Below are 17,820 nucleotides of genomic sequence, written 5' to 3' on the forward strand. Positions count from 1 at the left end.
TAATGGATGTAAGAGGCTTTTGTTGGGAAATTGTGAGGTAATATTAGCCGTTTTAAGACATAATTTGAGCGATATTAAGAAATCTTGTACTCACTCGTAAGATTGAGTGCTTTTTTATAAAGACGATTGGCTTTGTAGTATTGAATGAGAAACTTCACATACATAAGTACATAACCGTGATGTGCTTGAAGATTTGCAGTGTCTTTACACAGTATCAAAATATCCTCATATTCCTTCTCGTGGATATAGCCTGGCCGCTCCAACATAAACTCAAGTAAGTCGTAAACATTTTTAGAGAGTCGATCAGTAGGCTCATCCAGTTTACTGAAATGGTTGTGGGCGAGATCTCGTTGGTTTTGGAGAATGTTTAGAAGACACAACTTTTGAAGAATTAAGGTGTTGAGTTCTTGAAATTGAGTTCCTTCAGTTTGAACGTTTTCGTATGCACGTGTAAGATGCAATTGAGCTTTTGTGTAATCTCCAATTAACAAATACGTTGCACCGAGATTATAGTTTATCGAACTTGAAGCGTTAGGTTCTTCGAGATAACGATTAAGTTTTAAGCCCCGATTATAGTAGAATTCCATCATTTCTAACTGATCAGGACTTGTATAGGTTAAATTCGCATAGGATGAACCCATCGTAAAAGAACTCAGATACATCCCTTTTACATTACCTTGTTTTGAAAAGAACTTGTAAGCTTGACTGAGTGTTTCAATTGCACTGTAATAAAGTCCCGTAATATAGTAAGTAATTCCAAGTTCTTGGTGAATAATACCGTATTTATCAATGCCGGTTGTTTGAAGTAAATAATGAATCTTATTTTCTGAAGTCAGTGTTTCGGAAAAAGCGAGTGTATAAGCAAGGCGTTGATCAACTGAAAACATTGGTTCAAAATCTTTGAGGCGATTAAGGTATTGATCATCGTTTGTGGAATAATAAAGTAGAAGATGCGCATTAATTGTTTCATTCGAGTATAAGCACAATGTTGCAAGTGACTTTAATTCTTTGGAAATAAGTGGAGTTGTATAAGCCAAATAATCATTCCAAAAGGAATTATAACCATTCGTAAACATTTCAATTTTTGATTGGTCTTGAACTAAATTAATTCCTAAACAATCAAACAGTAAATATAATATTTCTTCACTTGGTGTAACGGTATTTGATTCGATTTTAGAAAGATAAGATATCGAACATATTCCTTCGCAAAGGGCTTGTTGACTCATGTTTTGGTTAAGCCGATCATTTCTTAATAGTGTTCCAAGCATCGTATTACCCCCTTTAAATTCATTCTATCACAAACTGCAGATTGACACGGATATTATGTTTAAGAGTTGACAGATAAACGATAAACGCATATGATGAATAAGAAATAGGAACCTTTAAAATTGTCCAGAGAGGCAAGCAAGGAAAGAGAAACAACCACTTCATCAAATGATGAGCCTCTTTTCGTGCGCGAGAAGGGGCTCTTTTCTATGATTGGAGGGAAATTATGACAAAAACAATTATGAATCAAGAGGAAATACAACGTGCAATTAACCGTATTGCATTCGAAATTTTAGAACGATATCAAGGCATTGAAGATATCGTGCTCGTGGGAATTGAAACACGAGGAATCGATATCGCATCTCGGATTCAGAAGAAACTTGAAAGTATTGAAGGGCTTGTTCCATGTTTGAGTTTAAATATACACGATTATCGAGATGATGTACGTTCAAAACAAATCATTGAACGCTCTGATGTTTTAACACAAAAACATGTGGTTATTGTGGATGATGTTTTATTTACTGGAAGAAGTGTTCGATCATCGATGGATGCAATTATTGATTTGGGTCGTCCTTCTTCAATTTCCCTCGCAGTACTTATAGATCGAGGCCATCGCGAGTTACCTATTAGCGCAGACTTTATTGGTAAAAACATTCCAAGCTCTCGTAAAGAACGCATATACGTTCAAACGATTGAGACGGATGGTAAAGATATAGTTGTGCTTGAAACTACGTAGAAGGAGAACATAATGGAAAATGTTATTATTGCACTAGATTTTGAAGGAACGGAAGCAGCACTATCTTTCTTAGATTTATTTGAGGGACAAAAGCTTTTTGTGAAAGTAGGTATGGAACTTTACTATCAGAGTGGACCATCAATTATTCATGAAATCAAAAAGAGAGGACATAAAATCTTCCTCGATCTTAAACTTCATGATATTCCAAATACTGTTGAGCGTACAATGCGTCGATTAAAAACAATGGGTGTTGATATGACAAATGTTCATGCAGCTGGGGGACTTGAAATGATGGAAGCGGCACGAAATGGTTTTGGTGAAGCAGGAATCCTGATTGCTGTAACGCAATTAACTTCAACATCTGAATTTCAGATGCAACAAGAACAATTAGTTCACGCCTCGTTAAATGATTCTGTATTACACTACGCAGTATTAACACGTAATGCAGGACTTGATGGGGTTGTATGTTCACCCTTAGAATCCAAACATATCCGAGAAACATTAGGAAGTGACTTTCTAACAGTTACTCCTGGAATAAGACCGAACACTTCGGAAAAAGGGGATCAAAAACGCGTCACAACCCCTGCCCAAGCTAAAGCAAATGGTTCCAGCTATATTGTAGTCGGGAGACCAATTACTCAAGCTAAAGATCCTGTTTTAGCCTATGAACAAATTGTATCAGAATGGAAGGTAGCATCATGAATACATCTAAAAAAATTGCACAGTACTTACTTGAAGTAGAGGCTGTTACATTAAGCCCTGATCATCTCTTTACATGGGCAAGTGGTATTAAAAGTCCAATCTATTGTGATAACCGAATTACGATGAGTTATCCACATGTTCGAAAATATATTGCAGAAGCATTTGCGGAGGCAATTAGACGGTCATATCCAGAAGTAGAGTATATTGTTGGAACAGCAACTGCAGGGATACCACAAGCATGTTGGGTTTCTGATTTGCTTGATAAACCAATGGCTTATGTTCGCCCTAAACCAAAAGATCATGGAAAAGGGAAGCAGATTGAAGGCATGATTCCAAAGGGATCGAAAGTAATTGTTATTGAAGACCTGATTTCAACTGGGGGAAGTTGTATTAAGGTTTATGATGCACTCGAAGCCGAAGGCATCGAAGTTCTTTGTGTTTATGCAGTCTTTACATATGAGCTTAAAAAAGCTCTTGTGGCTTTCAATGAAGCAAACATTAAACTCCATACCTTATCGAATTATTCCACGTTAATTCAAGTTGCACGGGAAATGGAAGCGATAACGGATAATAATCTTGAGTTATTACAATCTTGGGCAATAGATCCATCATCATTTAAATAAAAAAAACTTAGTATAATCAATATACTGAACTGACCTAGTTTAGTGGTACTTAATAAAAAAAAGAATACTTCTATCAATTCATTGTAAAATGGAAAGATGGAGGTATTTTTTATATGAAAAACAAGTTTTATACAAGAGAAGTTAAATTAAAGGCAGTTGAAATGAGGCTCGCTGGAGTTCCTGTAATGGAAATTATGTCTGAGTTAAACATCAAGAGTGCTTCGCAAGTCTATACGTGGTATTATCGGCATCGAGATGGAAAATTCTATCGTTTTGATCAACCAATTGGAAAGCAATACAGTTATGGACATGGTCCGGATACAATTCAGAATACGAGTGATAAAGAAAGAATAAAGCAGTTGGAAATGCAGAACGATATCTTAAAAAAGTATCGGGAGTTGGAAAGGAAGTGGAACCGGAAGCAATCATTCAGCTCGTAGATTTCTATAGAGGCAAAATAACTCAAAAGAAAGTCTTGGAAACCTTAAACATCTCAAGAACTACTTACAACAGATGGAAAAAAGAGATTCCAATCGGTAAAGAAGACTCAAAGCTTGTCAAACTAGTGAAGACTCTTTGTGCAGAGAATAAGTATAGATATGGATATCGTAAAATTACATATCTTGTGAATAAAGAAATGACAGCTAATAAGAATACCGTTCAAAGGATAATGCAAAAGAATAACTTGAACTGTAAAGTAAGGCCAAAACGCAGAAAATCAACTGGACAACCATTTAAGATAGTAGAAAATATCATCAATGTAGATTTTAACGCAGATCGTTCCTTTGAGAAGTTATCGACAGACATAACTTATTTACTTTTTGGAAAGTCAATGCTTTATTTATCGAGTATTATGGACTTATATAATCGAGAAATTATTGCGTATACGATTAGTGATAATCAGGATCTCGAGTGTGTGCTAGATACCTTAAACCAACTTCCAAATTTAAATGAATCGTGTATCCTTCACAGTGACCAAGGATCAGTATATACAGCACACTCATATCAAATTAAGGTAAAAGAAAAAGGCACTACGATGAGTATGTCCCGACCAGGAAAACCATCTGATAATGCCCCAATAGAAATGTTTCATGGTTACTTGAAACACGAAACATTCCATTTAGAACCTCAACTAAAGAGTTCTAATGAAATTGTATCACAAACAGTGATACAATTTATAAAATATTACAATGAATATAGAATACAAGAAAAGCTGGGGTATAAATCTCCGATCGAATATCGAAAATCACACTCCAGCTCGTAACTTTTTTTATTTGGTACCAAAACTATAGGTCAGTACCATACTAAGTTTTTTTTATTTCATGTTTTTAAACAATTCAAGTCGAGCTTCGTTATCCAATGAATCATCAACAATCCCTTTTAGAGGGTTATCAGTATTAAAGATTGCGATTGTCTTATGAGATTCTACCCATGTAAGTTCTGGATAGGTAACCAAAAAGAGATCATCGAGTGGTGTTGCATCTAAATAGTCTGTGAGGACACGTTTGGCGAGATACACACCATCGAATAAATTAAACTCAACAATCCATATATCATACTTATTATCTTTAAGTCGTTGGATGATCCCATCCCCTAATGTCATAGCTTCTTCATATTTAATATAGAAGTTTTTCTGCTCTTCAATACGATTGACGTCTAAATTTTCGACTGGAACCGTGAAGCGATCAAGGACGACATTAAACCCTTTTAGTATATAGAGGTAATGACTGCGGTGCTCGCAACTCATTTGATGATTATTAATAACACGATTAATTCTTTCCTGTAACATAATTATCACTCCTTTAATTTTATTATACTCCACTCTGTTTACTAAACAATACTGAATGGACGAAAACATTCTATATACAAGAAATCAATGCTTAGATGTCAGTTTACATGGTAAAGTTCGCCTATTTTAGGAATGATAACTTTTTTGGGTAAACATTTTTCTTTAAATAATTCGGGATCGGCTTCGATAAGGGGAAATGTATTATAGTGCATAGGTATATAGTAGCGGGAAGATATAAAGTGAGTAGCATGTGCTGCATCATCAATACCCATTGTAAAGTGATCACCGATGGGTAAACACGCGACATCAACTGGGCCGATAAGTTCCATATCACTAAAAAGTGCAGTATCTCCAGCGTGATAGAAGCGATTATGTCCATCATCAATCACAAATCCAGCAGCGACACCCAGTTCCTTTCCTTTATAAGAAGAAGAATGAAGTGCCGGAGTCATTTTTATGGATGCAAAGGGTAGCTGATAGGTACCACCAAGATTCATACCAATGGTCGAGAGGCCTTCATGCTCTAAAAAGTTTGCGAGTTCCACAATGCAGATTATTTGTGCGTTGTTTTGCTTTGCGATTAATACTGAATCCCCAACATGATCTTCATGTGCATGAGTTATAAGGATAGCATCGACAGATATTTTTGAGATATCTGTGGTACTTAATGAGTTCTCTGTAATAAAGGGGTCAATAATCAAACGCTTGTTCCCGCTACAAATAATTTCAAAACACGAATGTCCATGCCAAATAAATTCCATAAGAAAACCTCCTTTACCTTAGTGTAACACGGGATAGCGTGTAACCGATGTGAAAAAAAAGTAATGAATAAAGGCTTGCGCAACTACAAGGTTAGGTGTATACTACTATTGAATTAGGTTAGCCTAATTATTAGAAAGAGGTATGCAATGACACCGAATCGTGAAGATTATATAAAAACAATTTACTCATGTAATGAAAAAAACGAAAAGCTAACCAATAAGGAACTTGCTGAACGATTAGGCGTTTCTCCCGCCTCAACAAGTGAGATGGTTCGTAAACTTATTGAATCGGATCATGTAGTTAAAGATAAAGAATTGGGATTATCCTTAACGGAGAAGGGAACGTTAGAGGCGCAAACCTTGGTTCGTAAGCATCGACTTTGGGAAGTATTTCTCGTAGAGCATCTCGGTTATTCCTGGACTGAGGTTCATGAAGATGCGGAAGTTCTTGAACATGGTACTTCAGAACTCCTTGCAAATCGTCTGAATGAATTCTTAGGATTTCCAGAACACTGTCCACACGGAAGTCGGATTTATGGTAATGCGACGGAAGATATTAACCAATCTGTCCCATTAAGTTCATTAAAAAAAGGCCAACGTGGCGTTTTATCGAAAGTTCGTGATCACGAAGAGCTCTTAAATTATTTAGAACATGTGAAATTGAATCTAGGTGCAACTTTTGAAGTTGTGGAAGTTGATCCATATGAAGGACCCCACCATATCTTGATCGACAATCGACATGTTCCGGTTAGTCATAAAGCATCACAAGAAATCTACGTAATATTAGATAGCGAGGAATAGTATGAAAAAAATATTAGCAGTTTTACTTGTTTCACTCTTAGTATTAACAGGGTGTAAATCAGCACCGAATAATCCATCAACAGAAAATGATGGGAAAATAAATGTTGTCGCGACAACTACAATGATTAAAGATCTTGTGGAAATTATTGGTGGCGATAAGGTATCAGTAAATGGAATGATGGTTGCAGGGGTTGACCCTCACTTGTATAAAGCAAAACCAAGCGATGTGAAAGCAATTCAAGAAGCAGACGTTGTAGCATTTAACGGCGTTCATCTTGAAGCAAAATTGGATGATGTACTTTCGGGTCTTGAAGGATCAGGGAAAAAAATTATCAAATTAGAAGATGCTCTTGATCCTAGCGATATTATCAATGATGAGGAACAAGGTGGTCATGATCCACATATTTGGTTTGATGTAAATCTATGGAAAAAAAGTGCACAACATGTAGCCAATAAATTATCAGAATTTGATGCAGAAAATAAAGACTATTATCAACAAAATGCAACAAAATATGTATCAGAGTTAGCAGATATGGATACATACATTAAAAACCGTATCGCTGAGATTCCTGAACAACAACGTGTATTAGTTACAGCCCATGATGCCTTTGCATACTTCGGTCGTTACTTTGGCGTTCATGTGGAAGCAATTCAAGGGATTTCAACTCAATCTGAAGCAGGTATTGCAGACATTAATAAAGTTTCAGATTTGATTGTTGATCGAAAAATTAAAGCAATTTATACAGAATCAAGCGTACCTAAGAAAACAATTGAATCATTACAAGCGGCTGTAAAAGATCGTGGCTTTGATGTTTCAATTGGTGGAGAAATTTATTCGGACTCCTTAAAAGAAGATGCGAGTTATATCGAAACGTATAAAATTAACGTTGATACAATTGTAGACAACTTAAAATAAAAGAAAAGGGAGTGTGAATATGGCAGAGAAGGAATATGCAATCGAAGTAGAAGATTTGACGGTTACTTATGACGTTAAACCTGTTCTTTGGGATTGTGACGTGAAATTTGAGAAAGGTAAATTGACCGCAATTGTCGGACCGAATGGTGCCGGTAAATCGACCATGATTAAGGCGATTATGGGTCTTTTAAAACCTATTTCAGGAAAAATAACAATTAACGGACAACATCAAAAAGATGAGTATAAGAATATCGCTTATGTACCTCAAAGCGGAAGTGTTGACTGGGATTTTCCCGCTACCGTGGAAGACATCGTTTTGATGGGACGTTATGGCCATATTGGCTGGATTAAACGTCCACGTAAAGAAGACCGTGAGATTGCTAATGAGATGCTCGAACGTGTTGGGATGAGTGCTTATCGAGATCGACAAATCAGTCAACTCTCTGGTGGTCAACAACAACGTGTTTTCCTTGCTCGTGCATTAACACAACAAGCTGAAATTTATATCTTAGATGAACCGCTAAAAGGAGTCGATGTTAAGACAGAAGAAATCTTAATGACACTTCTTAAAGAACTTGCAGCATCGGGTAAAACAGTCATTGTTGTGCATCACGACCTTACAAGTATTGAGGGATATTTTGATAACATTGCGCTTGTTAATGTAAAACTTGTTGCGTGGGGTCCAGTTCAAAATACCTTCACCCAAGAAAACCTAAAACTTACATACCATACAGATGTAGGAGGTATTGTAAAATCATGATAAATGCAATTATAGATTTGTTTAGTAATTATACATTTCAAATCGTTGCACTTGGATCGATTGCGTTAGGGATTCTTACCGGAGTTACTGGAACATTCGCGGTACTTCGAAAACAAAGTTTACTTGGAGACAGTATCGCTCACTCTGCATTGGCAGGGATTACGATGGCATTTATTATGACCGGTACTAAAAACACAGAAATACTGCTTCTAGGTGCGCTCCTTGCAGGGCTTCTTGCAACGTTTATTATTAATTCAATCTCAAATAACACTCGAATAAACTTCGAGAGTGCAATGGCACTTGTTATGTCGGTATTCTTTGGGGTAGGATTTATTCTTCTTACTCACATTCAAAAAATGCCGGATTCACAACAAGCAGGGTTGGAACGCTTTCTATTTGGTCAAGCAGCCACGATCTTACAAAGAGATGTTTACTTTGTAATCGGTGTAACACTTGTCGTAGTTGTTCTCATGATTCTGTTGTGGAAAGAAATCAAAGTATTCTCATTTGATCCTATTTATGCACATTCAATAGGGTTATCAACACAATTTCTCAATATTGTATTATCAGGATTTATCGTTGCAGCGATTATTATGGGAATTCAAATGGTGGGTGTAGTCCTCATGTCTGCACTTATCATTGCCCCTGCTGTTGCTGCGCGTCAATGGACACATTCTTTGACGGGAATGACAATTCTTGCTGCAGTATTTGGTGCAATTTCAGGTCTTGGTGGAACAATCGTAAGTTCTCTCATAAATAAATTTCCTACAGGTCCTGCAATTGTCGTAATCGCAAGCAGCATTGTTATTATCAGTCTTCTTTTTGCTCCTGGACGCGGAATTATCAACAAAGGGATACGACAACATGGTGCAAAACAAGCATTTGAAGCTGATATGGCGATTATTAACTTATTGACACATCAGTTGTTAGATATTGATGCACATTTTACAAAAGAGCAACTACAAGAAGCATGTATCATTGATCATCATCGCGAAGGAAAATCATTTGATCGTCTCTTCAATAACCTCAAGAAACGTCATATGGTTGAACGTGTGGATGACTCAATGTACTTCAAACTAACACGTGTTGCGAAATTAGAATATGAACAAAATCGAGGTGATCAGTTATGACAATATCAATTCCAGTACAAATTATGATGATTGCGGTTGTCGTAGCATTATCTTGTTCATTACTTGGAGTATTCTTAGTACTTAAAAAAATGGCGATGATGAGTGATGCGATTACGCATACAATTCTGTTAGGGATTGTAATTGGATTCTTTATCACACATGATTTCAATTCACCTTTACTAATCTTAGGTGCTTCCATTACGGGAGTTCTAACGGTTTACTTAATTGAGATGTTGCAGAGTACGCGGCTTCTTTCGGAAGAGTCATCAATTGGTGTCGTATTCCCTCTGCTCTTTAGTATCGCGATTATCTTAATTACCCGTTATGCGGGTTCGGTTCACTTAGATACGGATGCCGTACTCTTGGGTGAAATCGCATTTGCGCCATTTGATACAATGCTTGTGTTGGGTATGGAATTACCAAAGAGCTTAGTAACCATGTCTGTAATTTTAGTAATCGACTTAATCTTTGTAGTAATTTTCTTTAAAGAACTTAAACTTACAAGTTTTGATCCACTTCTCGCAGCGACACTTGGTTTTGCGCCAGTGTTCTTGCATTATGCATTAATGACGTTAATTTCTGTAACGGCTGTCGGTGCATTTAATGCGGTTGGATCTGTTCTTGTAATCGCATTTATGATTGGGCCACCAATCACAGCATTCTTATTGACACATGACTTAGTTAAATTAATTCTAATCAGTTCCGGATTCGCAGTTTTCAATGCAATTTCTGGATATCAATTTGCGAGTTACTTTGATGTTTCTATCGCAGGAAGTATGGCACTGATGACAGGAATATCATTTGGTATCGTATTTCTCTTCTCACCACGAGAGGGCTTAATTTCAAATAAAATTCGCCGTCACCAACAAAAAAGCGAGTTTGCTGAACTTACAGTCTTATTCCATCTGTTTAATCACGAAGAAAGTGATGTAGAAGCAGAAGAAGCGGGCGTATGGAGTATTTATGAACACCTCAACTGGTCTCAAACAAAGATACAAAAAATTATTGAAAGTTTAGAAATGAAAAAGTATGTCACAATTGATCGAGATATAATTAAACTAACGGATTTAGGCCGTGAAGTAAGTATCAATCATGCTGAAACAATCTTTGACCGCTAGCAATAGCGGTTTTTTATATCAGAATCCCCAATTCGTGGGAAGTATTTGTTATGATGAATAGGGTGATAAATATGGAACTATCAATTTTAAATTGGATACAGACTTTGAGAACACCGATGTTGGATCGTTTTTTCGCGCTTTTTACATCACTTGGAGATCATGGAGAGATTTGGTTTATAATTCTATTAATTCTATTTGTAATGAAAAAAACACGCAAGGTCGCAATACTAGGACTCATTGCGATTTCGGTAGAGGTTGTATTAATCAGTGGCATTATTAAACCAATTGTCATGCGACCACGACCATTCTACGCAAATCCTGTGGACTTAATCATCTCGGTCCCAAGGGGATCTTCTTTTCCTTCAGGACATGCAGCCAGCTCTTTCGCAGTCGCGATGATTTTGTATTTCAATAATATTAAGTACAAACCAATTTATATATCTTTAGCGATATTAATGGCATTCTCGAGACTCTATGCATATGTTCACTACCCATCTGATGTTTTGGTTGGGACGGTGTTGGGAATTTTTATCGCATACGAGGTTACGAAATATCAGGATGTGCTTTTCAAAATCATGAATTCAATACTTGTAAGAATAGGGATAAAAAAAGAAATAGCACCTTAAGGCTATTTCTTTTTTTTGTGGAGAAACGATTGAATAAGAGCATCACGATGTTTGAGATAACCGTGATCTTCGCGACTTGGATGAACGCGATGTGCAAGTAAAATCATTGCGCGACCGTTATGAAATAAGACAACGGGGCCCGTGAAGCCCGTATGGTAACAGGCATCCATATCGTTATAGACATAACGATTCCACCCATACGAACGTGAATCAATATGGGTATTTCGTATCAGTTGATAATGTTTTGGTGATAAGAGTTGAGGATCGGACGTAAGCATTGCTTCCATAAAATGTTTTAAGTCTGGTAATGTGGAAAAGATACCGGCATTACCAGCAATACCACCACAGTTTCGCGCCGTCTCATCGTGGACAATGCCTTGGATTAAGCCGTATTTCTTCGTTTTTTCTGTAGGAACACACAAGAGCATATTTTTAGGATTAAACATCGAATTCGTCATGTTTAAGGGTTTAAAAATCGAATTATGGAGGCTTTGTTCTAAATTGGTGTCGACAGCCTCGATAAGATATCCCAGGATTAAATAATTAATACATGAGTAGACCATTATTTGATTTGGTGTATTTATAAAATCGACACAATTCATGATACTATTATAGATTTGTTGGCTATCCATTTCTGCGCGTCCAGTAACACTTGGTGCCATACCGGTTCGATGAAGCAGACAGTCTGTGATGGTAATATTGGGTTGTTTAAAGGCATTGATGTATTTTTGAATGGGTGCATCTAAGGAAAGAACACCTTGATCGCAAAGTTGAAGAATGCGTGTCGTAGTGAATAATTTTGTGATTGAAGCGATATCAAATTGATGTGTCGCTTCAAGCTTTGGTCCTCCAAATGTCGTGTGCCCATAAATTGTATCGGTCCAGGTTCCATTTTCATAGATGGAGAAAGCAAGACCACTTACGTATCCATCATCAACCATCTTGTGTACTTGATCTAGAATTGAATCCATTATAATACCGCTTTTAGGATGTCGGATGGTGTTTTCAGTATATAGTCAATATCATCCATTCCTTCTGTTGAAATATTGCCCCAGCTAGCAAGCCCAAAGGCCATTCCTGCCGCTTTAGCAGCCTGGTAGTCAAAGATACTGTCTCCAATATATAACGCACGTTTGGGCTCGAGATCAAGCATTTTTGCGCATACGAGAAGTGGTTCGGGATGTGGTTTATGATGCTCAGTATCTCCCGATAATACAACAGCTTTAAAATAGCCATCCATGCCATTTTCCACGACATCAATGTCATATTGCAAACGTCGTTTTGATGAAGCGACACCTTGTTTTACTTTGTCATCCAGTTCGCGAATTACAGATTCAATTCCTTCAAATAATGTTGCGGGATGAGGGTATTCATTCACATATTGAACCCAACGGGGATAAACATCCGTAGAGATTCCTAATGCATTTAAAACACCATGTCCGTCATAACACGTTAAGTGCATTAACTCATCATATGTCATTTGAATTCCGAGTTCCTCTTCAACAATTTTCATTAATGGGTAAAGGTTCATGTCAAATGTGTTTACGACCGTCCCATCAAGATCGTAGATAACTGCGTCATAGTTCATAATCTTCCTCACTTTTAATTCTATTATACATGATTTAAGATACGGGTTCTTGGACAAATAATGAACGATTTGAAATCAAAAAGTAAGTAAATGTATCGAAAACGTGATTTTTGTTCATCAAAAGCGAAACAATATGAAAAATTAGAGAAAGGAGTGGGATGAATTCCCATTATTTGTAACGTATAATAAACTAGGAATGGAGTCGATACTTATGAAAAAACGAATTACACTATTATTATGTATTGTATTATTAACAGGTTGTGGTGCAAAGACAGAACCTGAAGAAGTGCTTGAGTCTAAAACACTTACAACAAAAGATGTGGAACTTCTAAAAAAACATGGCTTGGATGTTACTGAGAGTAATGAAGTTAAGGTTGATAAAGATGGTAATATGATCTTTACTGTTGATGAAAAGGAAGTTAGAGTTCCATTTACTTTACTCGATGATAAAGAAGCAGATAAAAAATTAACTGAAACATTGAAGGAACAGAAAGAGGTATCTAAAAAAGATACTGATCCGAAAAAAAATTCAAAAAAAGACACTAAAAAAGATTCGAAAAAAGAATCAAAAACAGAGGCTTCTAAAGAAACTAAAAAAGAAGAGAAAAAAGAAACTGCGAAGAAACAAGACAAACCTTCTGAGAAGAAAGAACCAACGGTGACTTATCGTGAAGCGAAAGACTATGAGTCCATTGCATTTTCAGAGGAATACCGTGAGGATGCATCGATGAATAAAGGTGAGAGTTATGTTCAGCGTGATGGAGAAAACGGTAAGAAAGAAATTGTCTATAGCGTAAAAGTTGTGGATGGCGTTGATACAGAATGGACTGTGAAAAGCTCTTCAGTTATCAAAAATCCCGTTAATAAGATTATTGTGAATGGAACTTATGAAGCAAGAGGATCAATCAGTGATGGTTATGCGACAGAGGTTTATAACCTTATTAACGCGAACCGTCGTGCTAAAGGGTTAAGTAATCTAACATGGTCAAACAGTCTTTATAATTCAGCACAAATAAGAGCTAAAGAGATTTCAGTTCTATTTGAACACACCCGTCCTAATGGGCAATCAGTCCTCGCGATGGCTAATGATATCAACGGTGAGAATATTGTATATGGTCGCATTGATATGGATTTCTTAGTTAACCTATGGATGAATTCTCCAGGACATTATGGTAATATCATGAATGACTTTAAATATACTGCGACAGCAGTTTATATTGAAGACGGTTATGCATACGCAGTACAATTATTTGGATATTAGTAAAAAAGCGTACTTCTCAATTTGAGAAATACGCTTTTATTTTTTGATTTAAGCTAAACGGCCTGTTGCTTCAAGATAAATATTTGTGAAGTAGTTTACAGAAATAGGCGATATTAGAATACTGAAAGCATATTCTAGGAGGTTTCCTTGAGCTGTTCCAGGACCAAACATTGAATCCAAGAGTGTTCTTAATAAAAATTGAACAAAGACAATGGCAAGCGTGAAACCAAAAATGCGTAAACGATAGCCTTTGCTGATTTCAAAGCATTTCTCAAAGAGATTATTATCTTCTGGGAAATCCACAATCACAAAGCTTAAAATTGAGAAGGCAATTGCAATCATAATACCAGGAACAACGAATAATATCAGTCCAAGCATAATGGCAAGACCAGAGAGTAAGTAAAACTTCAAGGCGCGTCCCCAGTCAACATAGGAAGCGACTTGTTTTACGAGGTCCCAATTCAGTTCCGCATCTTCAAGACGACTGAAGAAAACAACCATCTCCACAAGTCCTTGCAGTAACATCGATACAATCCCAATAATAATCATGAGAATTGCTGAGATTAATGGATCAACTCCAAAATCGAGGAATCCAAGTGCAAATGGAATTAAGAGGACGACAATTGATAGGATAATGATTTGTAAATAATTATGAAGTAGACTTTTCTTTGTCATAAGTTCTCCTTTATTTTTGTGTTTCAATATGGTTCATAAGTATCGTAGCGTCGTTTTGATCGATACGATAAACTTTTCGATCAACCACAAGCTTATCTTCAAAGACTGAGAGTTTCATGTGTTTCTCATCCTTAAATGTGAGCTCCATATTATAGGTTACGTCAGGTTGTGATAGCTGACGTGTAGTACCTTTTAGTTCAATCGATTTTAAGAGCGTGATACTCTCGAGAATACGATTTGTATCTTGAGTCGTGATTTCAGTTTCTTTGTAGTTGTATAATATTGAATCAATCTGTGTTGGATCAATAGATTGGAGTTTTCCTTTGGATAAGTAATTGGGAAGACCCATCAGGACTAAAACACCGATACAAACAATAAAAACAATGATTCTTGAGTTTTTTTTCATGTTTCCCCCTTTATCTCAATTATAACGGATTTTAATAGCAAAATGTTGCGGTATCATATTTTGAACATTGGCATGTGTGTGGAGGTAAAATAAAAAACCACTGATAGGTGGTTTGAAATTTAATATGGTGGAGATGGCGAGAGTCGAACTCGCGTCCAAGAAGTGTTCCACATTCGAATGTCTATAGTTTAGTCTGTTTCTAAATAATCAAAGTTCAAGCTCCAGACAAACCTTCCTTTGATGTGCTCTAAAATTTTCGTGGCATACACCGAGCAGTGCTGGCCCTTATTCTTTGTGAGTGAGTTGATATCGTTTGCCCAAAGACCAAACGCCCGATATCAGGCTGCAGCGTTAAACGCTAATTAAGCAGCGAATTGTAAACTGTTGTTTCCAGTTAATTTTTTTTAGCTATTAGGTAGCAACTCCACTGCAATTCGAATCAAACGAAATCCTGTCGAAACCATGACATCCCCAGGACCACCATTATAACAATATTTCCGCAAAACTACAATAATTAGACGTTATCGTAGCTCTTTTTTAAAAATATCAGATGGTGTATTATAGATAGAGAAATAGAGGGACAGAAATCATGAATAGAGAAGTTTTAAGAGATAAAAAACGTATTGTTGTGAAAGTAGGGTCATCATCCCTTACGCATAAAGAATCAGGAGATTTAAATTTTCGTAAACTCGAGCAACTCGTCCGCGTTTTGGCTGATTTAAAAAGCCAAGGTAAAGAAGTTGTGCTTGTGTCTTCTGGAGCACAAGCTGTTGGTCGAAAGGCTTTAAATCTATCTCAAATCCCCGATAAAATGGCTAAAAAGCAGGCATTAGCGGCGATTGGTCAAGCCAAATTAATGATGACATACCAACGTTTATTTGCGGAGTATAATCAAATTGTTGCGCAAGTCCTACTTACAAAACATACAATGTTTAAAGAAGAAAGTCGTAATAACGCGAAGAATACCTTCCATGAACTACTAGAAATGGGCGTTATTCCGATTGTGAATGAGAATGATACCGTTGCAACTCACGAAATTGAGTTTGGAGATAATGACCACCTCAGTGCGTTTGTACTTGCGATGATTGATGCAGACTTACTCATTATTCTTTCGGATATTGATGGGTTTTACACGGATGATCCCTCACAAAATGAAGATGCACGACTCATCGAATATGTGGAGAAAATTGATGAGCGTCATCTTAAAATGGGAAAAGAAACAAGCTCATCTGCAGTTGGTACGGGTGGTATGAGTGCCAAGATTGATGCAGGTCGCATTGTGACCAGTTCAGGAGCGGATATGGTCTTGGCGAACGGGAAAGATGTGAACATTCTTCATCAAATTCTTGATGGAGAAGTAGTTGGAACTTATTTTAAAGCAAATAAATCAGAATCGTTTGATTTAGAAGCTTATTTGTAGGAGGAACGATGAAAGACATTGGAATAAAGGCAAAAGAAGCATCACGCTCACTTGCATTATTAACACAAGAACAGAAAAATGATGCCCTTGGTCGTATTGGTGAGGACTTATTACGTAATGCATCCCAAATTATCGAAGCGAATCAATTGGATTTGGAAGCGGCAGATCAAAATGGAATTACGGGTGCATTGCGTGATCGCTTAATTTTAAATCAAGCACGCATAGAAGCAATGGTACAAGGTCTAAATGAACTTACGTTGTTAAAAGATCCAGTGGGTGAAGTTTTAGAGGTTTTAGAACCTGACAATGGATTGTACATTGAAAAAGTATCCGTACCACTGGGTGTTATTGGGATTATTTATGAATCAAGACCCAATGTAACGGTCGATGCTTTTGGTTTATGTTTTAAAAGTGGCAATGCGGTTGTATTAAAAGGTGGAAAAGAAGCGATACATACCAATATAGAACTTGAACGAATTGTTCGTAACAGCTTGACGGATTTAAATATGAATCCCAACTGTGTCCAAGTTATTAAAGATACACGACGTGAAGTAACGACCCAACTTATGAAACTTAATGAATATATCGATGTATTGATTCCACGAGGGAGTGCGAGCTTGATTCGTGCCGTTGTGGAAAACAGTACTATACCCGTTATTGAGACTGGGGCAGGGAATTGTCATATTTATGTGGATAAAGATGCGGATGTATCGATGGCTTTAGATATTATTGAAAACGCGAAATGCCAAAGATTGGGTGTGTGCAATACGATGGAATCTTTAGTCGTACATAAAGATATTGCACCTACATTTTTACCTTTATTAGTGAATAAACTTCCTAATGTTGTTTATCATGGTGATTTGGTTGCATGTGAAATTGTGGATACAATGGTTCTCGCGAATGACGATGATTTTGGAAAAGAATATTTGGATTTGGAACTGTCGGTTAAGGTTGTGGATTCTTTAGAAGCAGCGATTAGCCATATTAATTTCTATAATACGAAACATTCTGAAGCAATCATTACAAATAATGAGAAGACGGCTCAACGATTTACGCAAGAGGTTGATGCTTCAACGGTGTATGTGAATGCGTCTACACGCTTTACAGACGGCTCACAGTTTGGTTTTGGTGCAGAGATAGGTATTAGTACTCAAAAGTTGCATGCACGGGGTCCAATGGGCTTAAAACAGCTTACATCTTATAAATATATCGTAAAAGGAAAGGGTCAGACACGTGTCTGAC

20 protein-coding genes and 1 other RNA gene are annotated in these 17,820 nt (G+C 36.8%); 13 read left to right on the forward strand and 8 right to left on the reverse strand.

Going from position 1 to position 17,820, the window contains the following annotated elements:
• Nucleotides 1-74: 74 nt before the first annotated feature.
• A complete protein-coding gene (locus tag LLS04_RS03450; RefSeq protein WP_323611952.1) occupies nucleotides 75-1,268 on the reverse strand; it encodes a helix-turn-helix domain-containing protein in 1,194 nt (397 codons plus the stop codon).
• A 224-nt stretch (nucleotides 1,269-1,492) separates the two neighbouring features.
• Here LLS04_RS03450 and pyrR point away from each other — a divergent pair, with 224 nt between their 5' ends.
• From pyrR to LLS04_RS03470, 4 genes are all read left to right on the forward strand, one after another.
• Nucleotides 1,493-2,002 carry a bifunctional pyr operon transcriptional regulator/uracil phosphoribosyltransferase PyrR gene (pyrR, locus tag LLS04_RS03455; RefSeq protein WP_323611954.1) on the forward strand — a complete coding sequence of 170 codons (510 nt, stop codon included), beginning with the start codon at nucleotides 1,493-1,495 and terminating at the stop codon, nucleotides 2,000-2,002.
• A 12-nt stretch (nucleotides 2,003-2,014) separates the two neighbouring features.
• Nucleotides 2,015-2,704, forward strand: a complete 690-nt coding sequence (gene pyrF / locus LLS04_RS03460; RefSeq protein WP_323611955.1) for an orotidine-5'-phosphate decarboxylase — start codon at nucleotides 2,015-2,017, stop codon at nucleotides 2,702-2,704.
• On the forward strand, nucleotides 2,701-3,327 hold the full coding sequence (gene pyrE, locus LLS04_RS03465; protein WP_323611956.1) for an orotate phosphoribosyltransferase: 627 nt from the start codon (nucleotides 2,701-2,703) through the stop codon (nucleotides 3,325-3,327). Before pyrF ends, pyrE begins: the two co-directional genes overlap by 4 nt.
• Nucleotides 3,328-3,440: 113 nt before the next feature.
• Nucleotides 3,441-4,591 (forward strand): IS3 family transposase gene (locus tag LLS04_RS03470; RefSeq protein WP_407933726.1). Its coding sequence is split into 2 segments (ribosomal slippage): nucleotides 3,441-3,705 and nucleotides 3,705-4,591, totalling 1,152 coding nucleotides; the frame shifts between segments, so codons are not numbered across the junction.
• A gap of 51 nt (nucleotides 4,592-4,642) precedes the next feature.
• On the opposite strand, the gene LLS04_RS03475 is transcribed toward LLS04_RS03470, so the two are convergent.
• Together LLS04_RS03475 and LLS04_RS03480 are read right to left on the reverse strand one after the other, a co-directional pair.
• Nucleotides 4,643-5,116, reverse strand: coding sequence for a hypothetical protein (locus LLS04_RS03475; protein ID WP_323611960.1), 474 nt, complete (start codon nucleotides 5,114-5,116; stop codon nucleotides 4,643-4,645).
• 98 nt (nucleotides 5,117-5,214) lie between these two features.
• Complete coding sequence (locus LLS04_RS03480; protein ID WP_323611962.1) at nucleotides 5,215-5,877, reverse strand: metal-dependent hydrolase; 663 nt, start codon at nucleotides 5,875-5,877, stop codon at nucleotides 5,215-5,217.
• Between the two features lie 147 nt (nucleotides 5,878-6,024).
• On the opposite strand from LLS04_RS03480, the gene LLS04_RS03485 reads away from it, so the two are divergent.
• The 6 genes from LLS04_RS03485 (at nucleotide 6,025) to LLS04_RS03510 (ending at nucleotide 11,228) form a co-directional block, all read left to right on the forward strand.
• The gene (locus LLS04_RS03485) at nucleotides 6,025-6,678 is read left to right on the forward strand and encodes a metal-dependent transcriptional regulator (protein ID WP_254007088.1); all 654 of its coding nucleotides are present in this window, start codon (nucleotides 6,025-6,027) and stop codon (nucleotides 6,676-6,678) included.
• Nucleotide 6,679: 1 nt separating this feature from the next.
• Nucleotides 6,680-7,594 carry a metal ABC transporter solute-binding protein, Zn/Mn family gene (locus tag LLS04_RS03490; protein ID WP_323611964.1) on the forward strand — a complete coding sequence of 305 codons (915 nt, stop codon included), beginning with the start codon at nucleotides 6,680-6,682 and terminating at the stop codon, nucleotides 7,592-7,594.
• A 19-nt stretch (nucleotides 7,595-7,613) separates the two neighbouring features.
• Complete coding sequence (locus LLS04_RS03495) at nucleotides 7,614-8,354, forward strand: metal ABC transporter ATP-binding protein (RefSeq protein ID WP_003774095.1); 741 nt, start codon at nucleotides 7,614-7,616, stop codon at nucleotides 8,352-8,354.
• Entirely contained in the window at nucleotides 8,351-9,484 is a 1,134-nt protein-coding gene (locus LLS04_RS03500; RefSeq protein WP_323611965.1) for a metal ABC transporter permease, read from the forward strand. Before LLS04_RS03495 ends, LLS04_RS03500 begins: the two co-directional genes overlap by 4 nt.
• Entirely contained in the window at nucleotides 9,481-10,602 is a 1,122-nt protein-coding gene (locus LLS04_RS03505) for a metal ABC transporter permease (protein WP_013852407.1), read from the forward strand. The genes LLS04_RS03500 and LLS04_RS03505 overlap by 4 nt, the downstream gene beginning before the upstream one ends.
• A gap of 71 nt (nucleotides 10,603-10,673) precedes the next feature.
• Entirely contained in the window at nucleotides 10,674-11,228 is a 555-nt protein-coding gene (locus LLS04_RS03510) for a phosphatase PAP2 family protein (protein WP_323611968.1), read from the forward strand.
• Nucleotides 11,229-11,230: 2 nt separating this feature from the next.
• Here the strand turns inward: LLS04_RS03510 and LLS04_RS03515 are convergent, their stop codons facing one another.
• Together LLS04_RS03515 and LLS04_RS03520 are read right to left on the reverse strand one after the other, a co-directional pair.
• The gene (locus LLS04_RS03515; RefSeq protein ID WP_323611969.1) at nucleotides 11,231-12,199 is read right to left on the reverse strand and encodes a serine hydrolase domain-containing protein; all 969 of its coding nucleotides are present in this window, start codon (nucleotides 12,197-12,199) and stop codon (nucleotides 11,231-11,233) included.
• Nucleotides 12,199-12,816: an HAD family hydrolase gene (locus LLS04_RS03520; RefSeq protein WP_323611970.1), complete on the reverse strand. Its 618-nt coding sequence runs from the start codon at nucleotides 12,814-12,816 to the stop codon at nucleotides 12,199-12,201. The genes LLS04_RS03515 and LLS04_RS03520 overlap by 1 nt, the downstream gene beginning before the upstream one ends.
• Nucleotides 12,817-13,027: 211 nt before the next feature.
• Between LLS04_RS03520 and LLS04_RS03525 the strand changes: the two genes are divergently transcribed.
• Nucleotides 13,028-14,077 carry a G5 domain-containing protein gene (locus LLS04_RS03525; RefSeq protein WP_323611971.1) on the forward strand — a complete coding sequence of 350 codons (1,050 nt, stop codon included), beginning with the start codon at nucleotides 13,028-13,030 and terminating at the stop codon, nucleotides 14,075-14,077.
• A 48-nt stretch (nucleotides 14,078-14,125) separates the two neighbouring features.
• Here the strand turns inward: LLS04_RS03525 and LLS04_RS03530 are convergent, their stop codons facing one another.
• From LLS04_RS03530 to ssrA, 3 genes are all read right to left on the reverse strand, one after another.
• Nucleotides 14,126-14,752 carry a hypothetical protein gene (locus LLS04_RS03530; protein WP_323611972.1) on the reverse strand — a complete coding sequence of 209 codons (627 nt, stop codon included), beginning with the start codon at nucleotides 14,750-14,752 and terminating at the stop codon, nucleotides 14,126-14,128.
• 10 nt (nucleotides 14,753-14,762) lie between these two features.
• Nucleotides 14,763-15,158, reverse strand: a complete 396-nt coding sequence (locus LLS04_RS03535; protein WP_323611973.1) for a hypothetical protein — start codon at nucleotides 15,156-15,158, stop codon at nucleotides 14,763-14,765.
• A gap of 125 nt (nucleotides 15,159-15,283) precedes the next feature.
• Nucleotides 15,284-15,631: a transfer-messenger RNA gene (ssrA, locus tag LLS04_RS03540) on the reverse strand.
• A gap of 116 nt (nucleotides 15,632-15,747) precedes the next feature.
• Here ssrA and proB point away from each other — a divergent pair.
• Entirely contained in the window at nucleotides 15,748-16,578 is an 831-nt protein-coding gene (gene proB / locus LLS04_RS03545) for a glutamate 5-kinase (protein ID WP_013852411.1), read from the forward strand.
• A gap of 8 nt (nucleotides 16,579-16,586) precedes the next feature.
• Nucleotides 16,587-17,819, forward strand: a complete 1,233-nt coding sequence (locus LLS04_RS03550) for a glutamate-5-semialdehyde dehydrogenase (RefSeq protein WP_323611974.1) — start codon at nucleotides 16,587-16,589, stop codon at nucleotides 17,817-17,819.
• Nucleotide 17,820: the final 1 nt, after the last annotated feature.

The sequence above is a fragment of the Erysipelothrix enhydrae genome (assembly GCF_035066605.1).
GTDB lineage: Bacteria > Bacillota_I > Bacilli_A > Erysipelotrichales > Erysipelotrichaceae > Erysipelothrix > Erysipelothrix amsterdamensis.

Excerpts from the sequence above, each read along its gene's own strand:
- LLS04_RS03450 (WP_323611952.1), bottom strand. The coding sequence starts at position 1,268 with ATGCTTGGAACACTATTAAGAAATGATCGGCTTAACCAAAACATGAGT.
- pyrR (WP_323611954.1), top strand. The coding sequence starts at position 1,493 with ATGACAAAAACAATTATGAATCAAGAGGAAATACAACGTGCAATTAAC.
- pyrF (WP_323611955.1), top strand. The coding sequence starts at position 2,015 with ATGGAAAATGTTATTATTGCACTAGATTTTGAAGGAACGGAAGCAGCA.
- pyrE (WP_323611956.1), top strand. The coding sequence starts at position 2,701 with ATGAATACATCTAAAAAAATTGCACAGTACTTACTTGAAGTAGAGGCT.
- LLS04_RS03475 (WP_323611960.1), bottom strand. The coding sequence starts at position 5,116 with ATGTTACAGGAAAGAATTAATCGTGTTATTAATAATCATCAAATGAGT.
- LLS04_RS03480 (WP_323611962.1), bottom strand. The coding sequence starts at position 5,877 with ATGGAATTTATTTGGCATGGACATTCGTGTTTTGAAATTATTTGTAGC.
- LLS04_RS03485 (WP_254007088.1), top strand. The coding sequence starts at position 6,025 with ATGACACCGAATCGTGAAGATTATATAAAAACAATTTACTCATGTAAT.
- LLS04_RS03490 (WP_323611964.1), top strand. The coding sequence starts at position 6,680 with ATGAAAAAAATATTAGCAGTTTTACTTGTTTCACTCTTAGTATTAACA.
- LLS04_RS03495 (WP_003774095.1), top strand. The coding sequence starts at position 7,614 with ATGGCAGAGAAGGAATATGCAATCGAAGTAGAAGATTTGACGGTTACT.
- LLS04_RS03500 (WP_323611965.1), top strand. The coding sequence starts at position 8,351 with ATGATAAATGCAATTATAGATTTGTTTAGTAATTATACATTTCAAATC.
- LLS04_RS03505 (WP_013852407.1), top strand. The coding sequence starts at position 9,481 with ATGACAATATCAATTCCAGTACAAATTATGATGATTGCGGTTGTCGTA.
- LLS04_RS03510 (WP_323611968.1), top strand. The coding sequence starts at position 10,674 with ATGGAACTATCAATTTTAAATTGGATACAGACTTTGAGAACACCGATG.
- LLS04_RS03515 (WP_323611969.1), bottom strand. The coding sequence starts at position 12,199 with ATGGATTCAATTCTAGATCAAGTACACAAGATGGTTGATGATGGATAC.
- LLS04_RS03520 (WP_323611970.1), bottom strand. The coding sequence starts at position 12,816 with ATGAACTATGACGCAGTTATCTACGATCTTGATGGGACGGTCGTAAAC.
- LLS04_RS03525 (WP_323611971.1), top strand. The coding sequence starts at position 13,028 with ATGAAAAAACGAATTACACTATTATTATGTATTGTATTATTAACAGGT.
- LLS04_RS03530 (WP_323611972.1), bottom strand. The coding sequence starts at position 14,752 with ATGACAAAGAAAAGTCTACTTCATAATTATTTACAAATCATTATCCTA.
- LLS04_RS03535 (WP_323611973.1), bottom strand. The coding sequence starts at position 15,158 with ATGAAAAAAAACTCAAGAATCATTGTTTTTATTGTTTGTATCGGTGTT.
- proB (WP_013852411.1), top strand. The coding sequence starts at position 15,748 with ATGAATAGAGAAGTTTTAAGAGATAAAAAACGTATTGTTGTGAAAGTA.
- LLS04_RS03550 (WP_323611974.1), top strand. The coding sequence starts at position 16,587 with ATGAAAGACATTGGAATAAAGGCAAAAGAAGCATCACGCTCACTTGCA.